Below are 20,763 nucleotides of genomic sequence, written 5' to 3'. Positions count from 1 at the left end.
AAATAGCGCGCCCTTCTTGCGCAAACCCCTATATGGTCCAAGCGGAGCTGGCATAAGATAGCCCCTTCAAGGAGGACGAAATGTCGCTGAACCTCGCAGACATCCGCAAGGATTTTTCCAAGCAAGAACTATCGCCGGAGGAGTGCCTGCCGGACCCGTTGGCCCAGCTGGAGAACTGGCTGAACCAGGCCATCTCCGCGCAAGTGCCAGAGCCTACGGCGATGAACCTGGCCACGACCGGAGCGGACGGACGTCCCACTTCGCGCATCGTGCTGCTCAAGGGCGTGGAGGACGGCCAACTGCTGTTCTACACCAATTATCTAAGCCGAAAAGGCCGCCAGTTGAACGACAACCCTTATGTGGCGCTGACCTTCTTCTGGCCGGAGCTGGAGCGGCAGATCCGCATCGAGGGCCGCGCGGCCCAGGTGGCGCCGGAAATCTCGGACGCCTATTTCGCCAGCCGGCCTTACACCAGCCGCGTGGGAGCCTGGGCCAGCGAACAGAGCAGCGAGATCAGCTCCAAGAGCGTGCTGGTGTCGCGTGCGGCGATGTTTGGGGTCAAACACCCCTTGAACGTGCCCCGGCCGCCGCACTGGGGCGGTTACGCGGTGACGCCGGACCGGCTGGAATTCTGGCAAGGCCGCCCCAGCCGGCTACATGACCGAGTGCAGTATTCCTTGCTGGAAGACGGCGCCTGGAAGATTGCGCGGCTGGCGCCTTGACCCTACCCGGGTGAGAACAACTCATTGATATCATGCACTTTACGCATGAGCAAAAAATTGCAACCATCCATAATTAGACAGTTTGTCCGCTTTTATAGCGATTTGGATGTTGCCGCATAGCAACAAGCCGCATCCGGATGATGCGGCTTTTCATTTTCTTGATGTTTCCCTCTCTTCTCCTTGTCTACCAAGGATTCGACGCCCTGCTTTGATTTCGGTCATGCCCGCCGCCGCAAGCATCCAGGCAACTGGCACTTAGAACAGATGCATATCAAGACGGAAAAACCAATACATAATTTATGCATTTGGCAAGTGGTCGTCAGAACAAACCAAGCCAACGTCCTCTGATTTCAGCAACTCCTTTCCCATGTTCAGAGCGACGTCCCATGTCGGGAACGCATAAGGGACGCGGCGAAAACCTCTTCGCCAGATGGCGGCAGCCATCTAGAGGGAGCGATTTCCAAGCGTCCGAAAGGGCAGGCGCAAGCCTGTCTGGCGCCGGCGGCCTTTATGCAAGACCAGCCGGCTTGACGCGGGGCATTACCGTGTCCTGCTGATCTACATTGGAGAAAAAGTCGTGATGAAAACCCAAACTGCGATGGTTCGCGTACTGGTGCTGTCCGCTCTCGCCCTGGCTTACGGCTCCGCCCACGCCGCCGAGCGCGTCAACCTGGAAGCGCTGGCCAAATCCAGCAAACTCGTCGACGGCGCCAGCGTGTTCAGCGCAGCCGGCATCAACCAGAGCGAACTGAAAGCGCAACGCAGCGCCCAGTTCCCCAACGGCAAAGTCGTCACCCGCTACCAGCAGTACTATCAGGGCGTGCCAGTGTGGGGCGAGGCCGTGGTGGAGGAAAAACAGTTCGCCAAAGGCTCGTCCACGGCGTCGGCGAGCAAGCTGTCCGGTTACTATGTGCGTGACATCGCCTCCGACCTGGCCACGGTCAAGCCGGCCCTCAGCGCCTCCCAGGCGCTCTCCAGCGCCAAGGCGCTGAAGGCCAACGGCTATGAAACCCGCAACGAGAAGACCGAACTGGTGGTGCGTCTGGACAACAACACCGCCCAACTGGTCTATCTGGTGTCCTTCCTGGTGGAAGGCGGCAAGGAACCCAGCCGCCCGCACTTCATCATCGACGCCAACAGCGGCCAGGTGCTGAAGCAGTGGGAAGGCCTGAACCACGCCGAAGCCAACGGCCCCGGCGGCAACGCCAAGACCGGCAAATACCTGTACGGCACCAACTACGGTCCGCTGATCGTCACCAGCGATTGCAAGATGGATAGCGGCAACGTGGCCACCATCAACCTGAACGGCGGCACCAGCGGCACCACCCCGTACAAGTTCGCTTGCCCCACCAACACCTACAAGCAGATCAACGGAGCCTACTCGCCGCTGAACGACGCCCACTACTTCGGCAACGTAGTGTTCAATCTGTACAAGGACTGGTTCAACCTGCGTCCGATCAACCAGAAGCTGCTGATGAAGGTGCACTACAGCCGCAACTATGAAAACGCGTTCTGGGACGGCAGCGCGATGACCTTCGGCGATGGCGCCACCCGCTTCTATCCGCTGGTGTCGCTGGATGTGTCCGCTCACGAAGTCAGCCACGGCTTCACCGAGCAGAACTCCGGCCTGGTCTACAGCGGCCAGTCCGGCGGCATCAACGAAGCGTTCTCCGACATGGCAGGCGAAGCCGCCGAGTACTACATGAAGGGCAAGAACGACTTCCTGGTGGGCGCGGAGATCTTCAAGCAGACCGGCGCGCTGCGCTACTTCGCCGACCCGACCAAGGACGGCCGCTCCATCGGCCACGCCAAGGACTACACCAGCGGCCTGGACGTGCACTACTCCAGCGGCGTGTACAACAAGGCCTTCTACCTGATCGCCACCAGCGCCGGCTGGAACACCCGCAAGGCCTTTGAAGTGTTCGTGGACGCCAACCGCCTGTACTGGACCGCCAACGCCACTTACAACAGCGCCGCTTGCGGGGTTGAAAAAGCGGCCGAAGCGCGCGGCTACAGCAAGGCCGACGTGACCAAGGCCTTCTCCGCCGTGGGCGTGGCTTGCGGCAGCTGATGACCGCCTAACGGCGCGGCCGTGACGGTCCGCGCCGTTTCTCCCATCCGCCGGCCATGGCTCGTTCATGGCCGGCATCGCTCAGGAATTCCGGAATGCTCACTCTCAAACCGAGTCTCGTCGCGCTCTTGGCCGCCACCAGCCTGGCCGGCGCCGCCCAGGCCGCCCCGGTGTGGATTTCCATCGGCGACGACGCCTACCAGCTATTGCAACAGGTCAGCCCGAAAAGCCGCAGTCAGGAAAGCCGCCAACTGGCGGTGAGCGCGCTGCCGGCCGGCGTGTCCGCCAAGGGCGTGACCACCGAGAAAGTCCACCTGGTGCAAGTGGACGACAGCGTGCTGCCGCAATTGTCGGATGCCATCCACCACAGCCTGCGCCATTGCGGTGGCTTCATCGTGCACAAGGATCTGCAGGACGCGCGCACAGCGCTGAAGGCCCCTGTGGCCAGCACGCTGCTGCCCAGCTACCAGATCAATGACCAGGCCGTCGTCAACAAGCTGTTGCCGCAGCTGCAGGACAGCAACATCCTCGGCACCATCCAGTCCCTGTCCAACTACCAGAACCGCTTCTACACCACCAGCCACGGCGTCAACGCCTCCAACTGGATCGCCAGCCAATGGCGGCAGCTGGCCGCCGGCCGCGGCGACGTGAGCGTGGAACAGTTCGCCCACAGCGCCTGGCCGCAAAAATCGGTAATCCTCACCATCAAGGGCAAGGACAATGCAGCCGAAACCCTGGTGCTGGGCGGGCATCTGGACTCCACCGTGGGCAACGGCACCGGCGAAACCAGCCGCGCGCCGGGCGCCGACGACGACGCCTCCGGCATCGCCAGCCTGACCGAGGTGATTCGCGTGCTGATGGCCAACAACTACCAGCCGCGCCGCACTATCAAGTTCATGGCCTACGCGGCGGAAGAAGTCGGCCTGCGCGGCTCCTCCGACATCGCCAACCGCTACAAGCAGCAGAAGGTCAACGTAGTGGGGGCCTTGCAGCTGGACATGACCAACTACCAGGGCAGCGCGGAGGACATCTTCCTGTTCACCGACTACACCAACGCGTCGCAGAACACCTTCCTAGCCAACCTGGCCAAGGTCTACCTGCCTAGTCTGAAAGTGGGCTACAGCTCGTGCGGCTACGCGTGCTCCGACCACGCCTCTTGGCACAAGAACGGCTATCCGGCGTCCTTCCCGTTCGAATCCGCCTTCAACCAATCCAACCCCAACATCCACACCGTGCGCGACACCCTCGCCAGCGCCGGCAACCAGGCTCGCCACGCGCTGAAGTTCTCTCAACTGGCGCTGGCTTACGCGGTGGAATTGGGCAGCGACGGCCCGGCGGTCAAACGCTGAGCCCGTCCTCCCGCTTAATGCGCCCACCCCTTCGCGGGGTGGGTTTTTCATTGCGAGCAGTACAATATCATTGTTTTATGCGCTGGCCTCGCGCCGCATATCCACATGCGGAATCCCCCCGTCGTCGTAAGGCTCGGACACCGCGCGGAAACCAAAGCTCTCGTACAAGGCCTGCGCGTCGGTCTGCGCCGACAACATGATGGCCGCCTGGGGAAAATGCGCGCGGCACTGCGCCACCGCCTGCGCCAGCAGCGCCTTGCCCAAGCCCTGGCCACGCGCCTCCGGCGCCACCACGACCCGGCCTATCGCCGCCGCGTCCGGGTATTTCTCCCCCGGCGCAATCAAGCGCGCGTAAGCCAGCAGCCGGCCGCCGTCGTCGTGTCCGGACAGGTGCAGACAGTGCACATCCACGCCGTCCACATCGCCGTAAATCGACTGCTGCTCCACCACGAACACCTGGTCGCGCAGCTGCAAGGCCCGATACAACGCCAGCGGCGTAAAACCATCGAAACGGTGGCAGTGCCACGCAACTCGGTTTGCCATAGTAGAATTCCCCTGAACTGATTCATTATCATCGGCCGGCTTGCGGCGCGTCCGGGCCAAGCTTACGACAACGCGTCCTCGCCAGCTATAACCGTGAGGACAGGCTTTGCCGTGGCGCAAACGCCGGCCGATGAACGCTAACCGATTCACCTCCTGCCTTGCCCATATGAACGATAACGATCTGTTTGCCGAGAATACGCCGGACGGCGCCGCCGCCCTGACCCCGCCGCCGCCCACTCCGCCCGCGGCGGACGCCGACAATGGCGAGTGGATTCCACTGGACCTCTACGCTGAGCGCGCCTATCTGGAATACGCCATGAGCGTGGTCAAGGGCCGCGCGCTGCCGGAAGTGGCCGACGGCCAGAAGCCGGTGCAGCGCCGCATCCTGTACGCGATGCGCGACATGGGCTTGGCCCACGGCGCCAAGCCGGTGAAATCGGCGCGCGTGGTTGGTGAAATCCTGGGTAAATACCACCCGCACGGCGACAGCTCCGCCTACGAAGCGCTGGTGCGCATGGCGCAGGACTTCACGCTGCGCTACCCGCTGATCGACGGCCAGGGCAACTTCGGCAGCCGCGACGGCGACGGCGCGGCGGCGATGCGTTACACCGAGGCGCGGCTGACGCCGATCGCAGATCTGCTGCTGTCGGAAATCGACATGGGCACGGTGGACTTCGTACCCAATTACGACGGCGCCTTCGAGGAGCCGCGCTTGCTGCCGGCGCGCCTGCCCATGGTGCTGCTCAACGGCGCCTCCGGCATCGCCGTGGGTCTCGCCACCGAAATCCCGCCGCACAATCTGACCGAAGTGGCCAGCGCCTGCATCGCCTTGCTGGACAACCCGGAGCTGGACACCGCGGCGCTGATGCAATACGTGCCCGGGCCGGACTTCCCCGGCGGCGGCCAGATCATCACCCCGGCCGAAGACATCCTCGCCGCCTATGAAAGTGGCCGCGGCAGCGTGCGCGTGCGCGCCAAATGGGAAGTGGAAAAACTGGCGCGCGGCCAGTGGCGCGTGATCGTGTCCGAACTGCCACCCGGCTCCAGCGCGCAAAAAGTGCTGGCGGAAATCGAAGAAGCCACCAATCCCAAGGTCAAAACCGGCAAGAAGACGCTGACTCAGGATCAGCAAAACCTGAAGAGCCTGATGTTGTCGCTGCTGGACCGCGTGCGTGACGAATCCGACAGCGAGTGCCCTGTGCGCCTGGTGTTCGAACCCAAGTCCAGCCGCCAGGATCCAGACGAATTCATCAATATCCTTCTGGCGCAGACCAGCCTGGAAGGCAATGCCTCGATGAACCTGGTGATGATAGGCCTGGACGGACGGCCGGGTCAGAAAGGCCTAAAGCCCATTCTCAGCGAGTGGCTGGACTTCCGCCGCGTTACCGTCACCCGCCGCCTGCAGCACAGGCTGGCCCAGGTGGAAAAACGCATCCACATCCTGGAAGGCCGGATGATCGCCTTCATCCACATTGATGAAGTGATTCGCGTGATACGCGAATCCGACGAGCCCAAGCCGGACCTGATCAAGGCCTTCGGCCTGACCGAGATCCAGGCGGAGGACATCCTGGAAATCCGCCTGCGTCAACTGGCGCGGCTGGAAGGCTTCAAGCTGGAGAAAGAGCTGTCCGATCTGCGCGAGGAGCGCGAAGGCCTGCGCCACGTGCTGGACACGCCGGACGCGCTGCGCAGCATGATGCGCGAGGAAATCCAGGCCGACGCAGCCAAGTACGGCGACAAGCGCCGCAGCGAGATCAAGACCGCCGAGCGCGCGGTGCTGACCCAGACCATAGCCGACGAACCGGTCACCATCATCCTGTCGCAGAAGGGCTGGATCCGCGCCCGCGTCGGCCACAACGTGGACCTCGCCGCGCTGGCCTTCAAGGACGGCGACGCGCTGCACACCGTGGTGGAAACCCGCACTGTGTGGTCGGTGATCGTGCTGGACAGCAAGGGCCGCGCCTACACCGTGGACCCGGCCGACGTGCCGACCGGCCGCGGCGACGGCGTGCCGGTGGCTTCGCTGGTGGACCTGCAGGACGGCGCCAAGCCGGCCCAGATGCTGTCCGGAAAGGACGAGGCCCGCTTCGTGGTCGCCGGTTCCGGCGGCTACGGCTTCATCGCCAAGCTGGGCGACATGGCCGGACGGGTCAAGGCCGGCAAAGCCTTCCTGACGCTGAACCCGGAAGAAGCCGTGCTGGCCCCCGCGCCGCTGCCGGCCTCCGGCATCGTTGAAGCCACCCAACTGGTGGCCGCCGCAGACAACGGCCGCCTGCTGGCCTTCCCGGCCGCCGAACTCAAGGAGCTGGCCAAGGGCCGCGGCCTGATGCTGATGGCGGTGGAAGACGGCGAAGCCGTCACCGCCGTCGGCCTGGTCAACGGCGAAAAAGCGCTGCTGTCCACGCTATCGGTACGCGGCAAGGCCTCCGATGAAAAACTGGCGCTGGCGGAGTTCGCCGGCAAGCGCGGCAAGAAGGGCAAGCTGATGCCGAAGAAATGGAGCGTCAGCGCCATCAGCGAGCTGCCGACGACATGAACCGGGACCGCCCGCCGACGCCGTTGACCCCTCGCAGCGGGCTGGTCTTCATCAACAGCTTCCGGGCGGCGCTGCTGCTGGTGCTGCTGACGATGTCCCTGTTCGCCAACCGCGAAGGCGAATCGCTGGTGGCCGGCGGCAAGGCCTTCTATCTGTGGAGCGGCGTCTACGCCGCGCTGATCGGGGCATGGTTCCTGCTGCGCAACGGCCGGCTGGCCCACACCCTGCAGCTGACGCTGGCCATCGCCGCCGACATCGCGATGATTGTGCTGCTGATGGGCATCAACGACGGCGTGCGCAGCGGCTACGGCATCCTGCTCTTGCCCTATCTGGCGGTGGCCGGCTTGCTGTCATCCGGCCGCTACGCGCTGTTCTACGCCTCCATCGCAACGCTGATCCTGCTGTCCTTCGTCGGCGTCGAGCAATACCTGGGCATAGGCCGCGGCTCGGATTTCTACTACTCCGCGCTGCTGGCCACCGCCGGCTTCATCACCTCCATCGTTACCTGGAAACTGGGCCGGGTGGCACGCGACTCCGAAGCGCTGGCCACCCGCCGCGGCGGCGAGATCGCCAACCTCAACCGCCTGAACGAGCTGGTGTTGCAAAGCCAGCGCGACGCGGTGGTGGTGCTGGCCCCCTCCGGCCTTCTGCGTCAGTTCAACAATCAAGCGGCGCGCTACTTCGGCGCCATGCGCCGCGGCCACCCCGTTCCCGAACTGCTGCCGCTGGTGGAACGCTGGCGGCACAACGGCTGCCCGCCCAATCCCAGCTTCATCGACCGCAACATCCGCGGCCGTCAATTGGTGGGCCGCATGGTGCCGGTGCTGGTGGGCGACGACCACGCTCTCCTGCTGTTCATGCGCGACATGGCGGACATGGCGGAGGAGGGCAAACGCGTCAAACTGGCGGCGCTGGGGCGGCTCACCGCCAATATCGCCCATGAAATCCGCAACCCGCTGTCGGCGATCAACCACGCGGCCGACCTGCTGGCCGAAGACGAAACCGACCCCGCGCGCCAACGGCTGATCCGCATCGTGCAGGGCAACAGCAAACGCATCAATCACATGGTGCAAGAAGTGCTGGCCTTAAACCGCCGCGACCGGATCAAACCGGAGCCGATACGGCTGCAACCCTTCCTGGACGAGCTGCTGGACCACTTCGGCGTAGTGGAAGCCGCCGCCGCCGGCGCGATCTGCTGCGTCTACCAGGCGCAGACCGCCGCGGTCCAGTTCGACCGCGGCCACTTTGGCCAGATTCTCAACAATCTACTGGCCAACGCCTGGCGCTACTCCAGCAAACAGCCGGGCGCGGTGCGCATCGAAGTGGGCGAGGTGGAAAACCACCTGACCATCAAGGTCATGGACGATGGCCCAGGCATGAGCGAAGATGCCCAGGCCCGCTTGTTCGAACCCTTTTTCACCACGGAAAGCGCCGGCACCGGACTGGGCCTGTACATCGCTCGCGAACTGGCGGAAGCCAACGACGCGCGCTTGGACTACTGCCCGCCCGGCGGCGTGTTCCGTCTGATCTGTCACAAGGCTTATGGCTAAATCTTCCCTGCGCGTGCTGGTGATCGACGACGAACCGGACATCCGCGAACTGCTGGAACTGACCCTGATCAAGATGGGTCTGGACGTGGCCACCGCCGCCAGCGTCGGCGCCGCCAAACTCAGCCTGAACAGCCAGCCCTTCGACCTGGCGCTGACCGATATGCGCCTGCCGGACGGCGAGGGCATCGAAGTGGTGCGTCATATCGCCGAACAGGGCCTGGACGTGCCCATCGCGGTGATCACCGCCTACGGCAACACCGACAACGCGGTGCTGGCGATGAAGGCCGGCGCCTTCGACTACCTGCAAAAACCGGTCAGTCTGGCGCAATTGCGCAGTCTGGTGAAATCCGTGCTGCGTGTGGACAACGGCAAAACCGAGGCCGCGGTGCGGCTCGACGGCGAATCGCCGGCGATCCAGGAAGCGCTGCGCTTGATCGGCAAGCTGGCGCGCAGTCAGGCCGCGGTTTACGTCAGCGGCGAATCCGGCACCGGCAAGGAACAGGCGGCGCGGATGATACACGAGCACAGCGCGCGCTCCGAACGGCCGTTCATCCCGGTCAACTGCGGCGCCATCCCGGAAACGCTGATGGAAAGCGAATTCTTCGGCTACCGCAAAGGCGCGTTCACCGGCGCCGACAACGACCGCGACGGTTTCTTCCAGCAAGCCAACGGCGGCACGCTGTTTCTGGACGAAGTGGCCGACCTGCCGCTGGCGATGCAGGTCAAACTGCTGCGCGCGATTCAGGAAAAGAAAGTGCGCCGCCTGGGCAACGCCCAGGAAGAAGCGGTGGACGTGCGCATCATCTGCGCCACCCACAAGGACCTGGCGGCGCGGGTAGACGCCGGCAACTTTCGCCAGGACCTGTACTACCGGCTAAATGTGCTGCCGCTGCGCATGCCGCCGCTGCGCGAACTGCGCGAGGATCTGCCGCGCTACATCGCCAGCCTGCTGGAACGCTTTTCCCCCGACGAAAAGCCGCGGCTGGCGCCCGCGGCGCTCAAAGCCTTGCTGGAATACAACTATCCGGGTAATTTCCGCGAACTGGAAAACATCCTGGAACGCGCGGTGGCCCTGGCCAACGACGCCCGTATTGAATTGCAGGATCTGCAACTGCTGCCGAGCGATCACGCCGGCCAGGGCGATGGCGAGGCGCCGACCTGCGCCGACGGCGAAGCGCTGCAGGACTTTCTAGACCGCGTGGAACGCGAAGCCATCCTCAAGGCGCTGGAGAGCACTCGCTTCAATCGCACCCAGGCCGCCAAGATGCTAGGCGTCACCTTCAGATCGATGCGCTATCGGATGGAAAGACTGGGCATCAAGTAAGAATCTGTTTACGATCTGCTACGCTTCGTGAGACGTGACGCGGAGAGGACTGTTTCGAAATGCTCATGTACCGCTTGTGCTTTCCGCTTTCTCGACGGTTTTCGCCTTGTCTCGCCCTTGCTCGCGAGACTTTGAACAGACTCTAAGCACGCTGTGGATAAGCACGGCATTGCGCCAAACCCTGTGGATAAGCCATATTCTCGCTTTTTGCCGGTTCCCCGCCGGAAACCGGGGAAGCACGCCCGCGCAATCGCTACAATGCGGCAGCCGCGGCCCGCGTCCACGCATTAGGCAAGGCTGGACCCAGGCCAGCGGCTATAAAGAATCTATTCGACGGCCCCGCCCAAGGGCGCGCCATTGCAACCATATCGATATTCGCTACCGGCCCATGGCTTTCACGCCGCTCCATCTCGTCCTTCTCGCCTTGCCGGCCCTGCTTCTCAGCGCCCAGATTGCGGCGCTGCCGTCACTACGGGTGGCGCTGGGCGAAACCAAACAACCCTATATCGACGCCGAGCGCGGCAAGGGCGTGGAATACGACATCGTCAGCCAAGCCCTGAGCCAGGCGGGTTATCAGCCGCAAATCCGCTTCGGCCCCAATCTGCGCGCGCACACCTGGCTGGCAAACGGCCAGGTGGACGCCGCCATCGCCAACAGCGGCGGCCATGTGTCCGAGCCCTACATCGTTTACCAGAACATGGCGATCACGCTGTGCAAACGCCGCATCCACCTGCAGCGGCTGGACGACCTGGTTCGCTTCCGGGTGGCGGCCTTTCAGGGCGCCCACCTATATCTGGGCCCCGCCTTCGCCGCGCTGACGCCGCAGATTCCGTCCTACCGCGAGGAATCGCCGCAGGTCACTCTCAACCGCCTGTTGTACAGCGAACGCGCCGACGTGGCGATTTCAGACGTCAACATCTTCCAGCAGTTTAGCCACGATCTCCGCCGCGAGATCGACATCAAAGCCAAGCTCTGTCCGTACGCACTGTTCACGCCCACTCATTACCGGCTGGCCTTTCGGAATGTCCGCGATCGCGACCGTTTCAATCTGGGCCTGCGCCGCTTCGCCGCCGCTGGCGGCTACGAGAAACTGGCCAAACGCTATCAGCTTCCCACCCAGCAGGGGCGCCCCTGGTTCAAGCCCTGAGAACCTGTTCATAGTCCGCTACGCATCGGCAATACCGCGTTGAAACCGACTTCGAAATGCTCATGTACCCCATGTACATTCCGCTTTTTCGCTCGTTTTCGCCTTGTCTCGTTCTTGCTCGCGACACTTTGAACACACCCTGGGAACCTGTTGCTGCGCCCGGCTGGCCTAAGGGTGGGTATCTGCTCTGGATCAATAACCTTCGCCACCGCGCGGTGTTAGCATGGTTTGGCAGTATCCGATCGCTGACGACCACAGGATTTTGCCCTTACGCTTCGCTCAGGCCCATGTCGTTAGCCGCTCCATGTATCCACCCGCCCAAGGAGTCGCCCATGTTTCCCGAATACCGCGAATTGATCAGCAAGCTGAAAACCGAAGACGATCACTTTACCCGCCTGTTCAACAAACACAACGATTTGGACCAGAAGATCAAGAATATGGAAGCGCGCATCGAGCCTTCCGCCGACTTCGAAATCGAAAATCTGAAGAAGGAAAAACTACGGCTCAAGGATGAGTTGTACGCCATCCTGAGGAAAGCGGCCGATTAGAACGTGTTTACGATCTCGCGAGCTAAGGCGAAACAAGGCGGAAACGAGCGAAAAAGCGGAATGTACATACGGAGCATTCTGAGATCTTTTCCAACACCGTATCGCCGCAGCGCAGCAGATCGTAAACAGGTTCTTAGAACCTGTTCAAAGTCTCTGAGTAGTAGCGTAGTGTGAGAAAATCCAGAGGTGAGAAAAAGCTACCCAAGTGATATCAGTCGCGAACAATTTGAAGTGATCAGACCACTTCTGGAAAGTGCGCGTAAAAGAACAAGCCCCCGTCGAGTGGACTTGTATGAAGTATTTTGTGCCGTGCTGTACCTGCTCCGAAGCGGCTGCCAATGGCGAATGCTTCCTGAAGCGTTTCCCAAATGGCGTACCGTCCATTCGTACTTCACCATGTGGAGTGAGCCGCGTGAAGGGGGCAGCCTGCTGGAGCAGGCGCTAAAAAAATCAGGTTGGCGCGGCCCGAGAGAAACTGGGGCGGAGCGCTTGCAGCAGGTTCTTGATCGTGGACGCGCAGAGCGTGAAGAACACTGATACCGCAGGATTAAAAGGCTACGACGCAGGTAAGAAGGTCTCGGGTATCAAGCGCCATATTGTGGTGGACACGCAGGGCCTGCCACATGCGGTGGCGGTCACCACTGCGGAGGTTACAGACCGCAAAGGGGCGCTACAGGCGCTACGGCAATGTAAATCCAGATTGATTGGGGCTCAGAGCCTGCTGGCGGATAGTGGCTATGTTGGCAAACCCTTTGCTCAAGGCGTGAGCGAGATTCTGGGGGCGGACGTGACGGTGCAGATTGCCAAACGGAGCGAGCTGCACACCTTCAAGGTGATGCCCAAACGCTGGGTTGTTGAGCGCAGCTTCGCTTGGTTGGAAAAGAGCAGAAGGCTGTGGAAGAACTGCGAGCGGAAACTCAATACCAGCTTGCAGTTCATCCATCTGGCCTTCTTGGGGCTCTTACTCAAAAGACTTTGAACAGGTTCTTAGGCCCGGCGCCTCCGCGCAATGACAAAGCCCGCCATCTGGCGGGCTTTTGCATGAGCCGTGCACGGAATCAGACCTTGGGCGCGTCTTTTTCCAGCTCCGCCAGGATCGCGTCCGGCTCCTGGGTGACTTCCAACACTTTGCGGATGCGATTGAACGCCTCGCAGGCATCGGCCGGATACTTGCCGAACGGCGTCAGCCCGCCATGGCTCCAGCCCGCGGCGGCCAGCACGTCCTTGCGGAACTGCGAGCCGTCGGCGCTGCCGCCGGCGATCTGCTGCAAGGCCCGGTCAATTAGAATATGCGGAAACGGGTTGCGGGACAGCGTGGTGAAATGCTCGGGGCGAACTTCGTCGAACTGCATGGCTTACTCCTGATGCGGGGACATGATTCATCTAAGTCCAAACCGAGGCAATTCGCCAGCAGACTGTGAAGACTCACACTGCCGCCGCCGCTCTCGGCGGCGGCGACGCGGCCCGATTTAGCGGTTCACCAGCAGTTTGGGATTGGAATTGCCCCACACGGTGTAGAGGTCCGCCAGCAAGGCGCCGTTGATGTCCTCCAGCTCGCCGGCGCTGATTTCGGCCTGGCCCTGCTTGCCGAACAACACCACCTCGTCGCCTATCTTGGCTCCCGGAATCTCGGTCACATCCACCATCAAGGTGTTCATAGACACCTTGCCCACCACCGGCGCGCGCTGACCATTGACCAACACATGCGCCTTATTGGTGAAAGCGCGACGATAACCGTCGGAATACCCGACCGGGATGTTGGCCAGCAAGGACTCGCGCTTCAGGGTGTAAGTACGGTCATAGCCCACGGTATTGCCGGCCGGATAACGGTTGACCGCCGCCACTCGCGATTTAAACGCCATCACGCGCAGATACTCGGTGTGGCTGGGCACGGTGTCGCCGAAGATGGCGCCGCCCGGGCGCACCATGTCCAGTCGGGCTTCCGGCACTTCCAGCGTGGCGAAGCTATTAGCGCAGTGCAGGGTGATTTTGCTGCGGTCCAGCCCGCCGGCCTTGATCAGCCAAGCGCTTTCCTTATTGAACGCCGCCAGGCCTTTTTGCACGTCGGCCTTATCCTCCACCGGGAAGTGGGTCATGATGCCCACCACTTGCAGATTAGGCAGCTTGAGCATGGCCAGGGCATCGCGGCGGCCTTGCTTGCTGGCCAGCTCCACTCCGTTGCGGCTGATGCCGGCGGAGTTGATGGCCAGATGGATTTGCAGCGTCTTGCCCTGGCGCTTAGCCAGCGCGGACGCCTGACGCGCCAACTCCAGATTGCCCACCAGCTCTTGCATATCGTATTGCAGGCCGTCGGCTATCTCTTCCTGCGTGGCGCTGCGCACGCGCGCAACCACGCCTTTGTAGCCGCTGGCGCGGGCCACGCGGGCCTCTTCATTGCTGGCGATGCCCACGCAGGGAATACCCTGGGCGATGATGGACGGCATCACGTTGGCGATACCGTGGCCATAAGCGTCCGCCTTCAAGATGGCGCACACCTTGGTGTCTGCGCCCACCAAGCGCTTGAGCTCGGCCAGGTTGTGATTCAGCGCCGCCTTATCGATTTCCAGCCAAGCGTTGCCGCGCGCGGCTTCCGCGGTGGAACCGCTGTTGGCGGCCATCAGCGGCGGCGCAGCCATGGTCAGCGCGGGCGCCAAGGCCAGGCCCAGCGACAAGGCCAGCAGTGTTTTCTTGAATTGCATAAATCGTCCCCCGAGTGTGAATGCCGCTTGCCGACAAGGCGGTTCCGGCATCCGGGAGATGATAGGAGGCAGATATATTCATGTCGATATGAATATTCACTGCTAGTCTTTGTTTTGCATAGCCGCTTGACCGCGCGCAAACACAGCAACGGCGAGCAGCCCTTGCGCGGCGCGACGCCGCTATCCATCATGAAGAAGCGGCGTGCTGCGTCTGCGCGCTTTTTCGAGGCTCTTCCGATGCGGCAATCCCTGTTTCTTCGCCGGCTGGCCGGCTGTTGGCTCGCCGCCCTCGTCGCCTTCGGCTGTGGATCGCCGGCAGCCTCCCTGGCTGCCGGCATGATCTACATCGGCCACGCGCCGGAAACTTCCGTCGACGAGCGCTACGACTACCATTGGGCGATTCTGCGCGCCGCGTTGGACGCCACCCGCGCAAGCTGGGGTGATTACAGCCTGCGCTTCGCGCCTCGCATGAACGAAGCGCGTCAATTGCAGGAGCTGAGTCATCCGCGCGGCCGGCTCAACGTGGTGATCCGTGAAACCAACCGCGACTACGAACGTCGCTATCATCCGGTGCGGATTCCGATAGACCGCGGCTTGCTCGGCTATCGCGTACTGCTGATCCGGGACACGCGGCAAACGGATTTCAACACGGTGGCCAGCTTGGCGGACTTGCGCCGTTTCAGCATCATCCAAGGCGATGGCTGGGGCGACAACGCCATCCTGAAACAGGCCGGGCTGACCGTGGTGACCGACCCTAATTACGACGGCCTGTTCCGCATGTTGGAGCGCGGCCTGGGCGACGCGTTCTCACGCGGCGTGGCGGAAGTGGAGGAGGAAATCCGCGTATACCAGCCACAATACCGGCACATGGCGCTGGAGCGGTCCTTATTGCTGTACTACCCGCTGCCCACGTATTTTTGGTTTGGCCGCGACGCGGAAGGGCAACGGCTGGCGCAACGCGTGGATCAGGGCATGAAACAAATGCTGCGCAACGGCGAGTTCCAGCGGCTGTTCCAGAAATACCACGCCGGCCTGATCCAGCGGCTGGACCTGAAGCACCGGCGGCTGATCCGCATCGACAATCCCTTCCTGCCGCCCAACACGCCTTTCGCCGACCGCAGCCTGTGGTTTGATCCCACCACGGCCAAATGACAGCGCTAACAAAACCTCGCAGAAAACCTGAGCCAAGGCGCGCCGACGCAGGCAGTACCTGTGGAGATCAGTGGTTTGCTTAAGAACCTGTTCAAAACCTCTCGAGCAAGGACGAGACAAGGCGAAAACGGCTGAGAAAGCGGAATGTACACGTGGTACATGAGCATTTCGAATGCCGTACTCACCGTGCAACGCTTCACGAAGCGCAACAGACTTTGAACAGGTTCTTAGTCCGGCTGCAAAGCCTGGCGCACGCAAAGCCGCTGGGCGATCTCGCGGTCCGCGCATTTGAGTTCGGCCTCCGCGCGGGCGCGGCAACGCGCGGGATTGGCGGAGCGTGCGCAATCCGGCGGCGGTAGCCGCTCGTTGACGCAGACGCGTCGCGCCTTGCCTTCCAACCCGTCGCAAGAACTATGCGCCGCCCGCAAAGCTTCGCAACGCTTGGCATCGCGCTCACGCAGGCAACTCAAGGCCGGCGTGTAAAACTCCAGGCAGGCGTGCCGCCCGTTGACCGGCAAATCATTGCAGGCCATCGTGCCCTGACGGTGCAGCTCGCAACGCTGCGGCGCGGTGGCGCGGCTGCAATCCCATTGCGCCGCTGCCGCTTCCGCCAGCCAGCACAAAGCCAGTCCCAGCCCCCAGGCGCGCCGCAACGCGCCGTATCCCCTATCGTTTTTCAAGGCATGCCCCTTGCGCATGACCAGTTATCTCCGCGCCCGCCTATGAATCTGTTCAATGTTTGCTGCGCCTCAGCAATATGGCATTGAGACGCCGATGCGCCGTGTCCGCACGCAGCAACACCCGACTCGCGGGATCATGAACAAATTCTATTGGGCGAAAACGACGCTGCGCGCTATCGGCGCGGCGGACGGCCAGCCAAGCACATGCCCGCGAAATCAGCTTGCTTCGCAAACCGTTCCGGCAATGTGAGTTTGAATTGGAATGAAAAGGCTGGCGTACTCTATTCAAAGCTTATCAATAGAAATCCCGCTTCGCCAGCCAGGCTTGATACGGAGAAGGCTCAGTCCGAACCATGTTTGCGGCGGTCCCGCCAGAAATGAGGCTTGATACGATCCGGCGGCGGCGGCGGCGCGGCGCCGTCCGGGCTCATCCGCCAATACGGCGGCGGCGGACGGTGCATCTGTTCCTTCGGCAAATCGCCGTCCTGCACCGCCTCGCGCAGACGCAAATTGCGCAGACGACGCAATTCCTTACAATCCGGATCGGGCTGCGCCTGGCAGCGGCGGCCCTGCGCCGGTTCCATATCCGGCGGCATGGGGCCGCGCTCCTTCCCTCGCGCCAGGGCCGGCGCGCCGGCAAGCGCTTGCAGCAAGGCAAATATGAGAAGAATCGGCAACCGCGTCATGAAACCTGTTTTATCCTGTCGAATAGGCTGGAAAAGGAACTCCGGACCCAAGTCCGGCGAGGGCGGACAGCATACACCATGCGCCGTGGATGCCAAAGGCATCAAAAGGCGCCCAAAGCGCAGGAAGGCCCCATTACGCAGCCTAGACTCGCGGCATGAGGCAGACATGAGCGACAATCGCTGATTTGTTAAGGTGTGTGACCGCGAGAACCGGCTTAACATATCTTCATCAGGCGCGCTGCCGCATCCCGGGGCCAGCCGCTAAGCTGACACTCCGCTCCGAGGAAAAAACGCATGGAACACAATAAGATACTGGTCGTCGACGACGACTCCAAGCTGCGCGAGCTGCTGACCCGCTATCTAAGCCAACAGGGCTACGCGGTGGAAGCGCTGCCGGACTCCAAGGACCTGGACCGCAAGCTGGCGCGCAATCGCCCGGACCTGATGGTGCTGGACGTGATGATGCCCGGCGAGGACGGCCTGGCGGTGGTGCGCCGGCTGCGCGCCCAGGGCGAAACCATTCCGGTGATCATGCTCACCGCGCGTGGCGAAGACATCGACCGCATCCTCGGCCTGGAAATGGGCGCCGACGACTACCTGCCCAAACCGTTCAATCCGCGCGAACTCACCGCCCGCATCCAATCGGTGCTGCGCCGTCATCACGCCACGCCGGCGCTGGGCGCGCGCCACGACGCCGACGAGGAAGTGAGCTTCGGCGAATTCGTGCTCAACCTAGGCCAGCGCGAACTGCGCAAGGCCGGCCAACCGGTCACGCTGACCAGCGCGGAATTCGCAGTGTTGTCGGTGCTGGTCAGCCACCCGCGCCGGCCGCTGACCCGTGAACAACTAATGGAAATGGCTCTGGGCAAGGGCAACGGCGAATCGCTGGACCGCAGCATAGACGTGCATATCTCCCGGCTGCGCAAGGCACTGGAAAGCGGCGACACCCAGTTGCGCTTCATCCAGACGGTATGGGGCTACGGCTATGTGTTCGTGCCGGACGGCACGCCGCGGGAGTAAACCGTGCGCAAGCTGACCGGCTCGCTGTTTTTTCGGCTGGCCGTGCTGGTGGTGCTGGTGGTGCTGACCACTCAGTTCGTCACTCTGTGGATGGCCGCGGGCGAGCGCCACAAGCTCTTGGACAAGCAGCTGTATTCGCAAACGGTGGACACCCTGGCCTTCCTGGAAGGCACGATGGAGGCGATGACCAACACCGAGCGCGCCGAATTCCTGGCCGGCTACAACCGACCCGGCCTGCCGCGGCTTCTGCCGATCAATGCCGATCAAGGCGTCAACTTCACCGACTACGTGCCGCGCTTGGGCGAAACCCTGGCACAGCGGCTGTCTCATGGCCTCAACGAACCCATCGAAGTGCGACACGCCCAGATTGAGGATCGCAGCGAACTCTGGGTCAATGTGCATGTGCTGGACCAAGCCTACTGGCTGGTGCTGCCCTTCGGCCGTTATAGCGACCGCCCGATCAACACCATCATGCAGGCGGCGTTGTTGGCCTCCATCGTCGCCAGCCTACTGGCCTTCGTCGTCGCCTGGCGGGTAACGCGGCCAATCAGCCGCGTGGTGCTGGCCAGCCGAGAACTGGCCGCCGGCAGCATGCCGGCGGCGGTGCCGGAGGACGGCCCACGCGAGGTGAAGGTACTGGCCCATAACTTCAACCTGATGGCGCAGGCGCTGGACAGCGCCGCGCGCGAGCGCAGGTTGATGCTGGCCGGCCTGTCCCATGATCTGCGCACGCCGCTGACCCGGCTCAAGCTGACGCTGGAGCTACAGCAGGACAGCCCGGACCAGCACGATATGCTGGCCGACATCGACGAGCTGTCGCAGATCGTGCGCCAATTCATCGACTTCGCCCGCGCCGAGGAAACCACCCGGCTGGAGCCGGTGGCATTGGCCGACCTCGCCGCCAGCGTAGTATCCCGCTTCGCCCGCGAAGGCATGGACGCGCGCCTGGAACGGCGGGCCGAGCCGGAGTTGCAAGGCGACGGGCTGGCGCTGGAGCGCTTATTGTCCAATCTGCTGGAAAACGCGCGCCGCTACGGCGCGCCGCCGGTGGAAGTCTGCGTCGAGCAAGTCGACGGCTTTGCCGTGCTCAGCGTGCTGGACCACGGTAAGGGCATCCCGGCCGAGCTGCGAGAAACCGCGCTGGCTCCGTTTGAACGGCTGGCCGAACACCGCGGCACAGACGGCGGCAGCGGCCTTGGTTTGGCCATCGTCAGCCGCGTGGTCAAACAGCATAGAGGCCGGTTGGAGTTTTGCGATCAGTCCGATGGCTTCAAACTGGCCGTTTACCTACCGCTGCACGCCGGCTGACAAGCGCTTTGCGCGCCGCCCGCCTGCCGGGCGGCGCTCAACGGAAACGCAGCATCATCCACAAGCCGGCCATGCTCAAGGCCATCCCGCCGAGCTTGCCCAGCGACGGTTGTTCACGAAACAGTAAATAGCCTAGCGGCAGCAACACCAGCGCGGTCAGCACATTGGAACTGAGCGCCGCGTAGCCGACATGCCAGCCGGCGCGATAAGCCAGCAAAAAACCCAGCTCGATGCCGACAATGCCCGCCGCCACCCCCAGGCTGCTCCAATTCAGCGCGGCCAATCCGCGCTGGCCGCCTCCGGGCAACCACCACATTCCCAACACGCACACCAGCATGGCCACGCCATAACTGACCGCCAATGAAAAGAAGGGATTCGCCGCTTCCGGCACCTGCTTGATCGACAAGTGATAGACGACGGAGCCGGCGACCGCCAGTAGTAACGCCGCGATAAACATGTTTGCGCGCCTCATCAGAAATATTCGCCTACAGGCTAAACCTTCCCGCCAGTTATAGGTAGACTGAAAATTCAAGGCATTGTTATAAGAAAAAATCATGACTAGAGACTTGGACACCGGCTTGCTGCGCGCGCTGATCGCCGTGGCCCGCCGCGGCAGCATCAATCGCGCGGCAACGGACTTGGGACGCACTCAACCGGCTTTGAGCCTGCAATTGCGTAAACTGGAACAGCACTGCGGCCAAACCCTGCTGCGGCGTTCGCCGCGCGGCGTCAGCCTCACCGCGGCGGGGCAGCAATTGCTGCCCTACGCCGAACGCATCGTCAGCCTGACTGAACAAATGCGTCCATCCACGCCAGTCGCGCCGGCCAGCCGCTGCCGCATCGGTTTGATCGAGGATCTGGTCAGCCGCAATCTGCCGCGGGTATTGGCGGACTTCGCCGCGGCTCGGCCGCAGCTGCAACTGGACATCCGAGTGGCGCCGGGGCGGGAATTGAGCGCGGCCTTCCAGCACGAAGAACTGGATTTGCTGATCGCCAGCCCGCGGGTGACGCAGCTGGATGCCACACCCAGCTGGGTGGTGGAATGCTCGCTGCCCTGGCTGGCCCAGCACGGCACGATGCCGGCCGCAGATCTCATACCGTTGATTCTGTTCGCCGCGCCCTGCAGTTGGCGCGACGCCATGCTGCAAGCGCTTGAGACAGCTGGCCGCCCCTACCGCGTGGTCCTGGAAAGCTCCAGCCTGCTGGCGGTGCAGGCCGCCTTGCAAGCCGGCCTGGGCATCGGCGCCTTGCTGTCGGACGACGAACTGCCCGGCGTCGCCCCGTTGCCGCGAGAATCGCTGCCGCCGCTGCCCGCAGTGCCAATGGCGTTGTACCGGCGGCCGGAGAGCCTGGGCGACCCCGCTCTGGATCAATTGGCGCGGCTGTTCTTTCTACAACTCAGCCAACGGATGGGATAACGATGAAGCC

General features: G+C 62.8%; 19 protein-coding genes. 13 read left to right on the top strand and 6 right to left on the bottom strand.

Annotation, left to right across the window (positions count from 1 at the left end):
* The first annotated feature begins 80 nt into the window (after positions 1 to 80).
* The 3 genes from pdxH to GYH29_RS23895 all read left to right on the top strand — a co-directional run bounded on the left by pdxH (position 81) and on the right by GYH29_RS23895 (position 4,142).
* Positions 81 to 722 (top strand): pyridoxamine 5'-phosphate oxidase, encoded by a 642-nt coding sequence (gene pdxH, locus GYH29_RS23905; protein WP_043636452.1) that lies wholly within the window; start codon positions 81 to 83, stop codon positions 720 to 722.
* 580 nt (positions 723 to 1,302) lie between these two features.
* Positions 1,303 to 2,793: a M4 family metallopeptidase gene (locus tag GYH29_RS23900; RefSeq protein ID WP_161524501.1), complete on the top strand. Its 1,491-nt coding sequence runs from the start codon at positions 1,303 to 1,305 to the stop codon at positions 2,791 to 2,793.
* Positions 2,794 to 2,888: 95 nt separating this feature from the next.
* Positions 2,889 to 4,142 (top strand): M28 family metallopeptidase, encoded by a 1,254-nt coding sequence (locus tag GYH29_RS23895; RefSeq protein WP_081575041.1) that lies wholly within the window; start codon positions 2,889 to 2,891, stop codon positions 4,140 to 4,142.
* Between the two features lie 75 nt (positions 4,143 to 4,217).
* On the opposite strand, the gene GYH29_RS23890 is transcribed toward GYH29_RS23895, so the two are convergent.
* Entirely contained in the window at positions 4,218 to 4,685 is a 468-nt protein-coding gene (locus tag GYH29_RS23890; RefSeq protein WP_019101209.1) for a GNAT family N-acetyltransferase, read from the bottom strand.
* A 166-nt stretch (positions 4,686 to 4,851) separates the two neighbouring features.
* Here GYH29_RS23890 and parC point away from each other — a divergent pair, with 166 nt between their 5' ends.
* From parC to GYH29_RS23860, 6 genes are all read left to right on the top strand, one after another.
* The gene (gene parC / locus GYH29_RS23885) at positions 4,852 to 7,221 is read left to right on the top strand and encodes a DNA topoisomerase IV subunit A (RefSeq protein ID WP_043593464.1); all 2,370 of its coding nucleotides are present in this window, start codon (positions 4,852 to 4,854) and stop codon (positions 7,219 to 7,221) included.
* Positions 7,218 to 8,771 carry a two-component system sensor histidine kinase NtrB gene (locus GYH29_RS23880; protein WP_161524500.1) on the top strand — a complete coding sequence of 518 codons (1,554 nt, stop codon included), beginning with the start codon at positions 7,218 to 7,220 and terminating at the stop codon, positions 8,769 to 8,771. The genes parC and GYH29_RS23880 overlap by 4 nt, the downstream gene beginning before the upstream one ends.
* Positions 8,764 to 10,095 carry a sigma-54-dependent transcriptional regulator gene (locus GYH29_RS23875; protein WP_019103405.1) on the top strand — a complete coding sequence of 444 codons (1,332 nt, stop codon included), beginning with the start codon at positions 8,764 to 8,766 and terminating at the stop codon, positions 10,093 to 10,095. Before GYH29_RS23880 ends, GYH29_RS23875 begins: the two co-directional genes overlap by 8 nt.
* Before the next feature lie 388 nt (positions 10,096 to 10,483).
* Entirely contained in the window at positions 10,484 to 11,242 is a 759-nt protein-coding gene (locus GYH29_RS23870) for a substrate-binding periplasmic protein (RefSeq protein ID WP_019103406.1), read from the top strand.
* Between the two features lie 332 nt (positions 11,243 to 11,574).
* A complete protein-coding gene (locus GYH29_RS23865) occupies positions 11,575 to 11,790 on the top strand; it encodes a YdcH family protein (RefSeq protein ID WP_043593468.1) in 216 nt (71 codons plus the stop codon).
* Between the two features lie 186 nt (positions 11,791 to 11,976).
* A protein-coding gene (locus GYH29_RS23860; protein WP_118268077.1) for an IS5 family transposase occupies positions 11,977 to 12,769 on the top strand; the annotation gives its coding sequence in 2 pieces (ribosomal slippage) (positions 11,977 to 12,236 and positions 12,235 to 12,769; 795 coding nt in all).
* 79 nt (positions 12,770 to 12,848) lie between these two features.
* Here the strand turns inward: GYH29_RS23860 and GYH29_RS23855 are convergent.
* On the bottom strand, positions 12,849 to 13,142 hold the full coding sequence (locus GYH29_RS23855; protein ID WP_019102311.1) for a hypothetical protein: 294 nt from the start codon (positions 13,140 to 13,142) through the stop codon (positions 12,849 to 12,851).
* A gap of 117 nt (positions 13,143 to 13,259) precedes the next feature.
* Complete coding sequence (gene alr / locus GYH29_RS23850) at positions 13,260 to 14,489, bottom strand: alanine racemase (RefSeq protein ID WP_161524499.1); 1,230 nt, start codon at positions 14,487 to 14,489, stop codon at positions 13,260 to 13,262.
* Between the two features lie 126 nt (positions 14,490 to 14,615).
* Between alr and GYH29_RS23845 the strand changes: the two genes are divergently transcribed.
* Positions 14,616 to 15,641, top strand: coding sequence for an ABC transporter substrate-binding protein (locus GYH29_RS23845; RefSeq protein ID WP_161524498.1), 1,026 nt, complete (start codon positions 14,616 to 14,618; stop codon positions 15,639 to 15,641).
* Positions 15,642 to 15,868: 227 nt separating this feature from the next.
* On the opposite strand, the gene GYH29_RS23840 is transcribed toward GYH29_RS23845, so the two are convergent.
* The gene (locus GYH29_RS23840) at positions 15,869 to 16,339 is read right to left on the bottom strand and encodes a hypothetical protein (protein ID WP_019103779.1); all 471 of its coding nucleotides are present in this window, start codon (positions 16,337 to 16,339) and stop codon (positions 15,869 to 15,871) included.
* A gap of 323 nt (positions 16,340 to 16,662) precedes the next feature.
* The gene (locus GYH29_RS23835; protein ID WP_152596968.1) at positions 16,663 to 16,917 is read right to left on the bottom strand and encodes a hypothetical protein; all 255 of its coding nucleotides are present in this window, start codon (positions 16,915 to 16,917) and stop codon (positions 16,663 to 16,665) included.
* 384 nt (positions 16,918 to 17,301) lie between these two features.
* On the opposite strand from GYH29_RS23835, the gene ompR reads away from it, so the two are divergent.
* The gene (gene ompR / locus GYH29_RS23830; RefSeq protein WP_043593470.1) at positions 17,302 to 18,027 is read left to right on the top strand and encodes an osmolarity response regulator transcription factor OmpR; all 726 of its coding nucleotides are present in this window, start codon (positions 17,302 to 17,304) and stop codon (positions 18,025 to 18,027) included.
* A gap of 3 nt (positions 18,028 to 18,030) precedes the next feature.
* Complete coding sequence (locus tag GYH29_RS23825; protein WP_161524497.1) at positions 18,031 to 19,335, top strand: ATP-binding protein; 1,305 nt, start codon at positions 18,031 to 18,033, stop codon at positions 19,333 to 19,335.
* 37 nt (positions 19,336 to 19,372) lie between these two features.
* Here GYH29_RS23825 and GYH29_RS23820 read toward each other — a convergent pair whose 3' ends face one another.
* Entirely contained in the window at positions 19,373 to 19,792 is a 420-nt protein-coding gene (locus GYH29_RS23820) for an EamA family transporter (protein WP_019103774.1), read from the bottom strand.
* A gap of 97 nt (positions 19,793 to 19,889) precedes the next feature.
* Between GYH29_RS23820 and GYH29_RS23815 the strand changes: the two genes are divergently transcribed.
* The gene (locus GYH29_RS23815; protein ID WP_161524496.1) at positions 19,890 to 20,753 is read left to right on the top strand and encodes a LysR family transcriptional regulator; all 864 of its coding nucleotides are present in this window, start codon (positions 19,890 to 19,892) and stop codon (positions 20,751 to 20,753) included.
* Positions 20,754 to 20,763: the final 10 nt, after the last annotated feature.

Origin of the sequence: Chromobacterium haemolyticum (assembly GCF_009936155.1) — a bacterium.
GTDB classification, from domain to species: domain Bacteria; phylum Pseudomonadota; class Gammaproteobacteria; order Burkholderiales; family Chromobacteriaceae; genus Chromobacterium; species Chromobacterium haemolyticum.
Note: the sequence above shows the minus strand (reverse complement) of the source record. Positions and strands in the feature narration are given on the sequence as shown.

What these genes read in the sequence shown, in the direction of transcription:
- pdxH (WP_043636452.1), top strand. Translation starts at nt 81, where the DNA reads ATGTCGCTGAACCTCGCAGACATCCGCAAGGATTTTTCCAAGCAAGAA.
- GYH29_RS23900 (WP_161524501.1), top strand. Translation starts at nt 1,303, where the DNA reads ATGAAAACCCAAACTGCGATGGTTCGCGTACTGGTGCTGTCCGCTCTC.
- GYH29_RS23895 (WP_081575041.1), top strand. Translation starts at nt 2,889, where the DNA reads ATGCTCACTCTCAAACCGAGTCTCGTCGCGCTCTTGGCCGCCACCAGC.
- GYH29_RS23890 (WP_019101209.1), bottom strand. Translation starts at nt 4,685, where the DNA reads ATGGCAAACCGAGTTGCGTGGCACTGCCACCGTTTCGATGGTTTTACG.
- parC (WP_043593464.1), top strand. Translation starts at nt 4,852, where the DNA reads ATGAACGATAACGATCTGTTTGCCGAGAATACGCCGGACGGCGCCGCC.
- GYH29_RS23880 (WP_161524500.1), top strand. Translation starts at nt 7,218, where the DNA reads ATGAACCGGGACCGCCCGCCGACGCCGTTGACCCCTCGCAGCGGGCTG.
- GYH29_RS23875 (WP_019103405.1), top strand. Translation starts at nt 8,764, where the DNA reads ATGGCTAAATCTTCCCTGCGCGTGCTGGTGATCGACGACGAACCGGAC.
- GYH29_RS23870 (WP_019103406.1), top strand. Translation starts at nt 10,484, where the DNA reads ATGGCTTTCACGCCGCTCCATCTCGTCCTTCTCGCCTTGCCGGCCCTG.
- GYH29_RS23865 (WP_043593468.1), top strand. Translation starts at nt 11,575, where the DNA reads ATGTTTCCCGAATACCGCGAATTGATCAGCAAGCTGAAAACCGAAGAC.
- GYH29_RS23855 (WP_019102311.1), bottom strand. Translation starts at nt 13,142, where the DNA reads ATGCAGTTCGACGAAGTTCGCCCCGAGCATTTCACCACGCTGTCCCGC.
- alr (WP_161524499.1), bottom strand. Translation starts at nt 14,489, where the DNA reads ATGCAATTCAAGAAAACACTGCTGGCCTTGTCGCTGGGCCTGGCCTTG.
- GYH29_RS23840 (WP_019103779.1), bottom strand. Translation starts at nt 16,339, where the DNA reads ATGCGCAAGGGGCATGCCTTGAAAAACGATAGGGGATACGGCGCGTTG.
- GYH29_RS23835 (WP_152596968.1), bottom strand. Translation starts at nt 16,917, where the DNA reads ATGCCGCCGGATATGGAACCGGCGCAGGGCCGCCGCTGCCAGGCGCAG.
- ompR (WP_043593470.1), top strand. Translation starts at nt 17,302, where the DNA reads ATGGAACACAATAAGATACTGGTCGTCGACGACGACTCCAAGCTGCGC.
- GYH29_RS23820 (WP_019103774.1), bottom strand. Translation starts at nt 19,792, where the DNA reads ATGTTTATCGCGGCGTTACTACTGGCGGTCGCCGGCTCCGTCGTCTAT.
- GYH29_RS23815 (WP_161524496.1), top strand. Translation starts at nt 19,890, where the DNA reads ATGACTAGAGACTTGGACACCGGCTTGCTGCGCGCGCTGATCGCCGTG.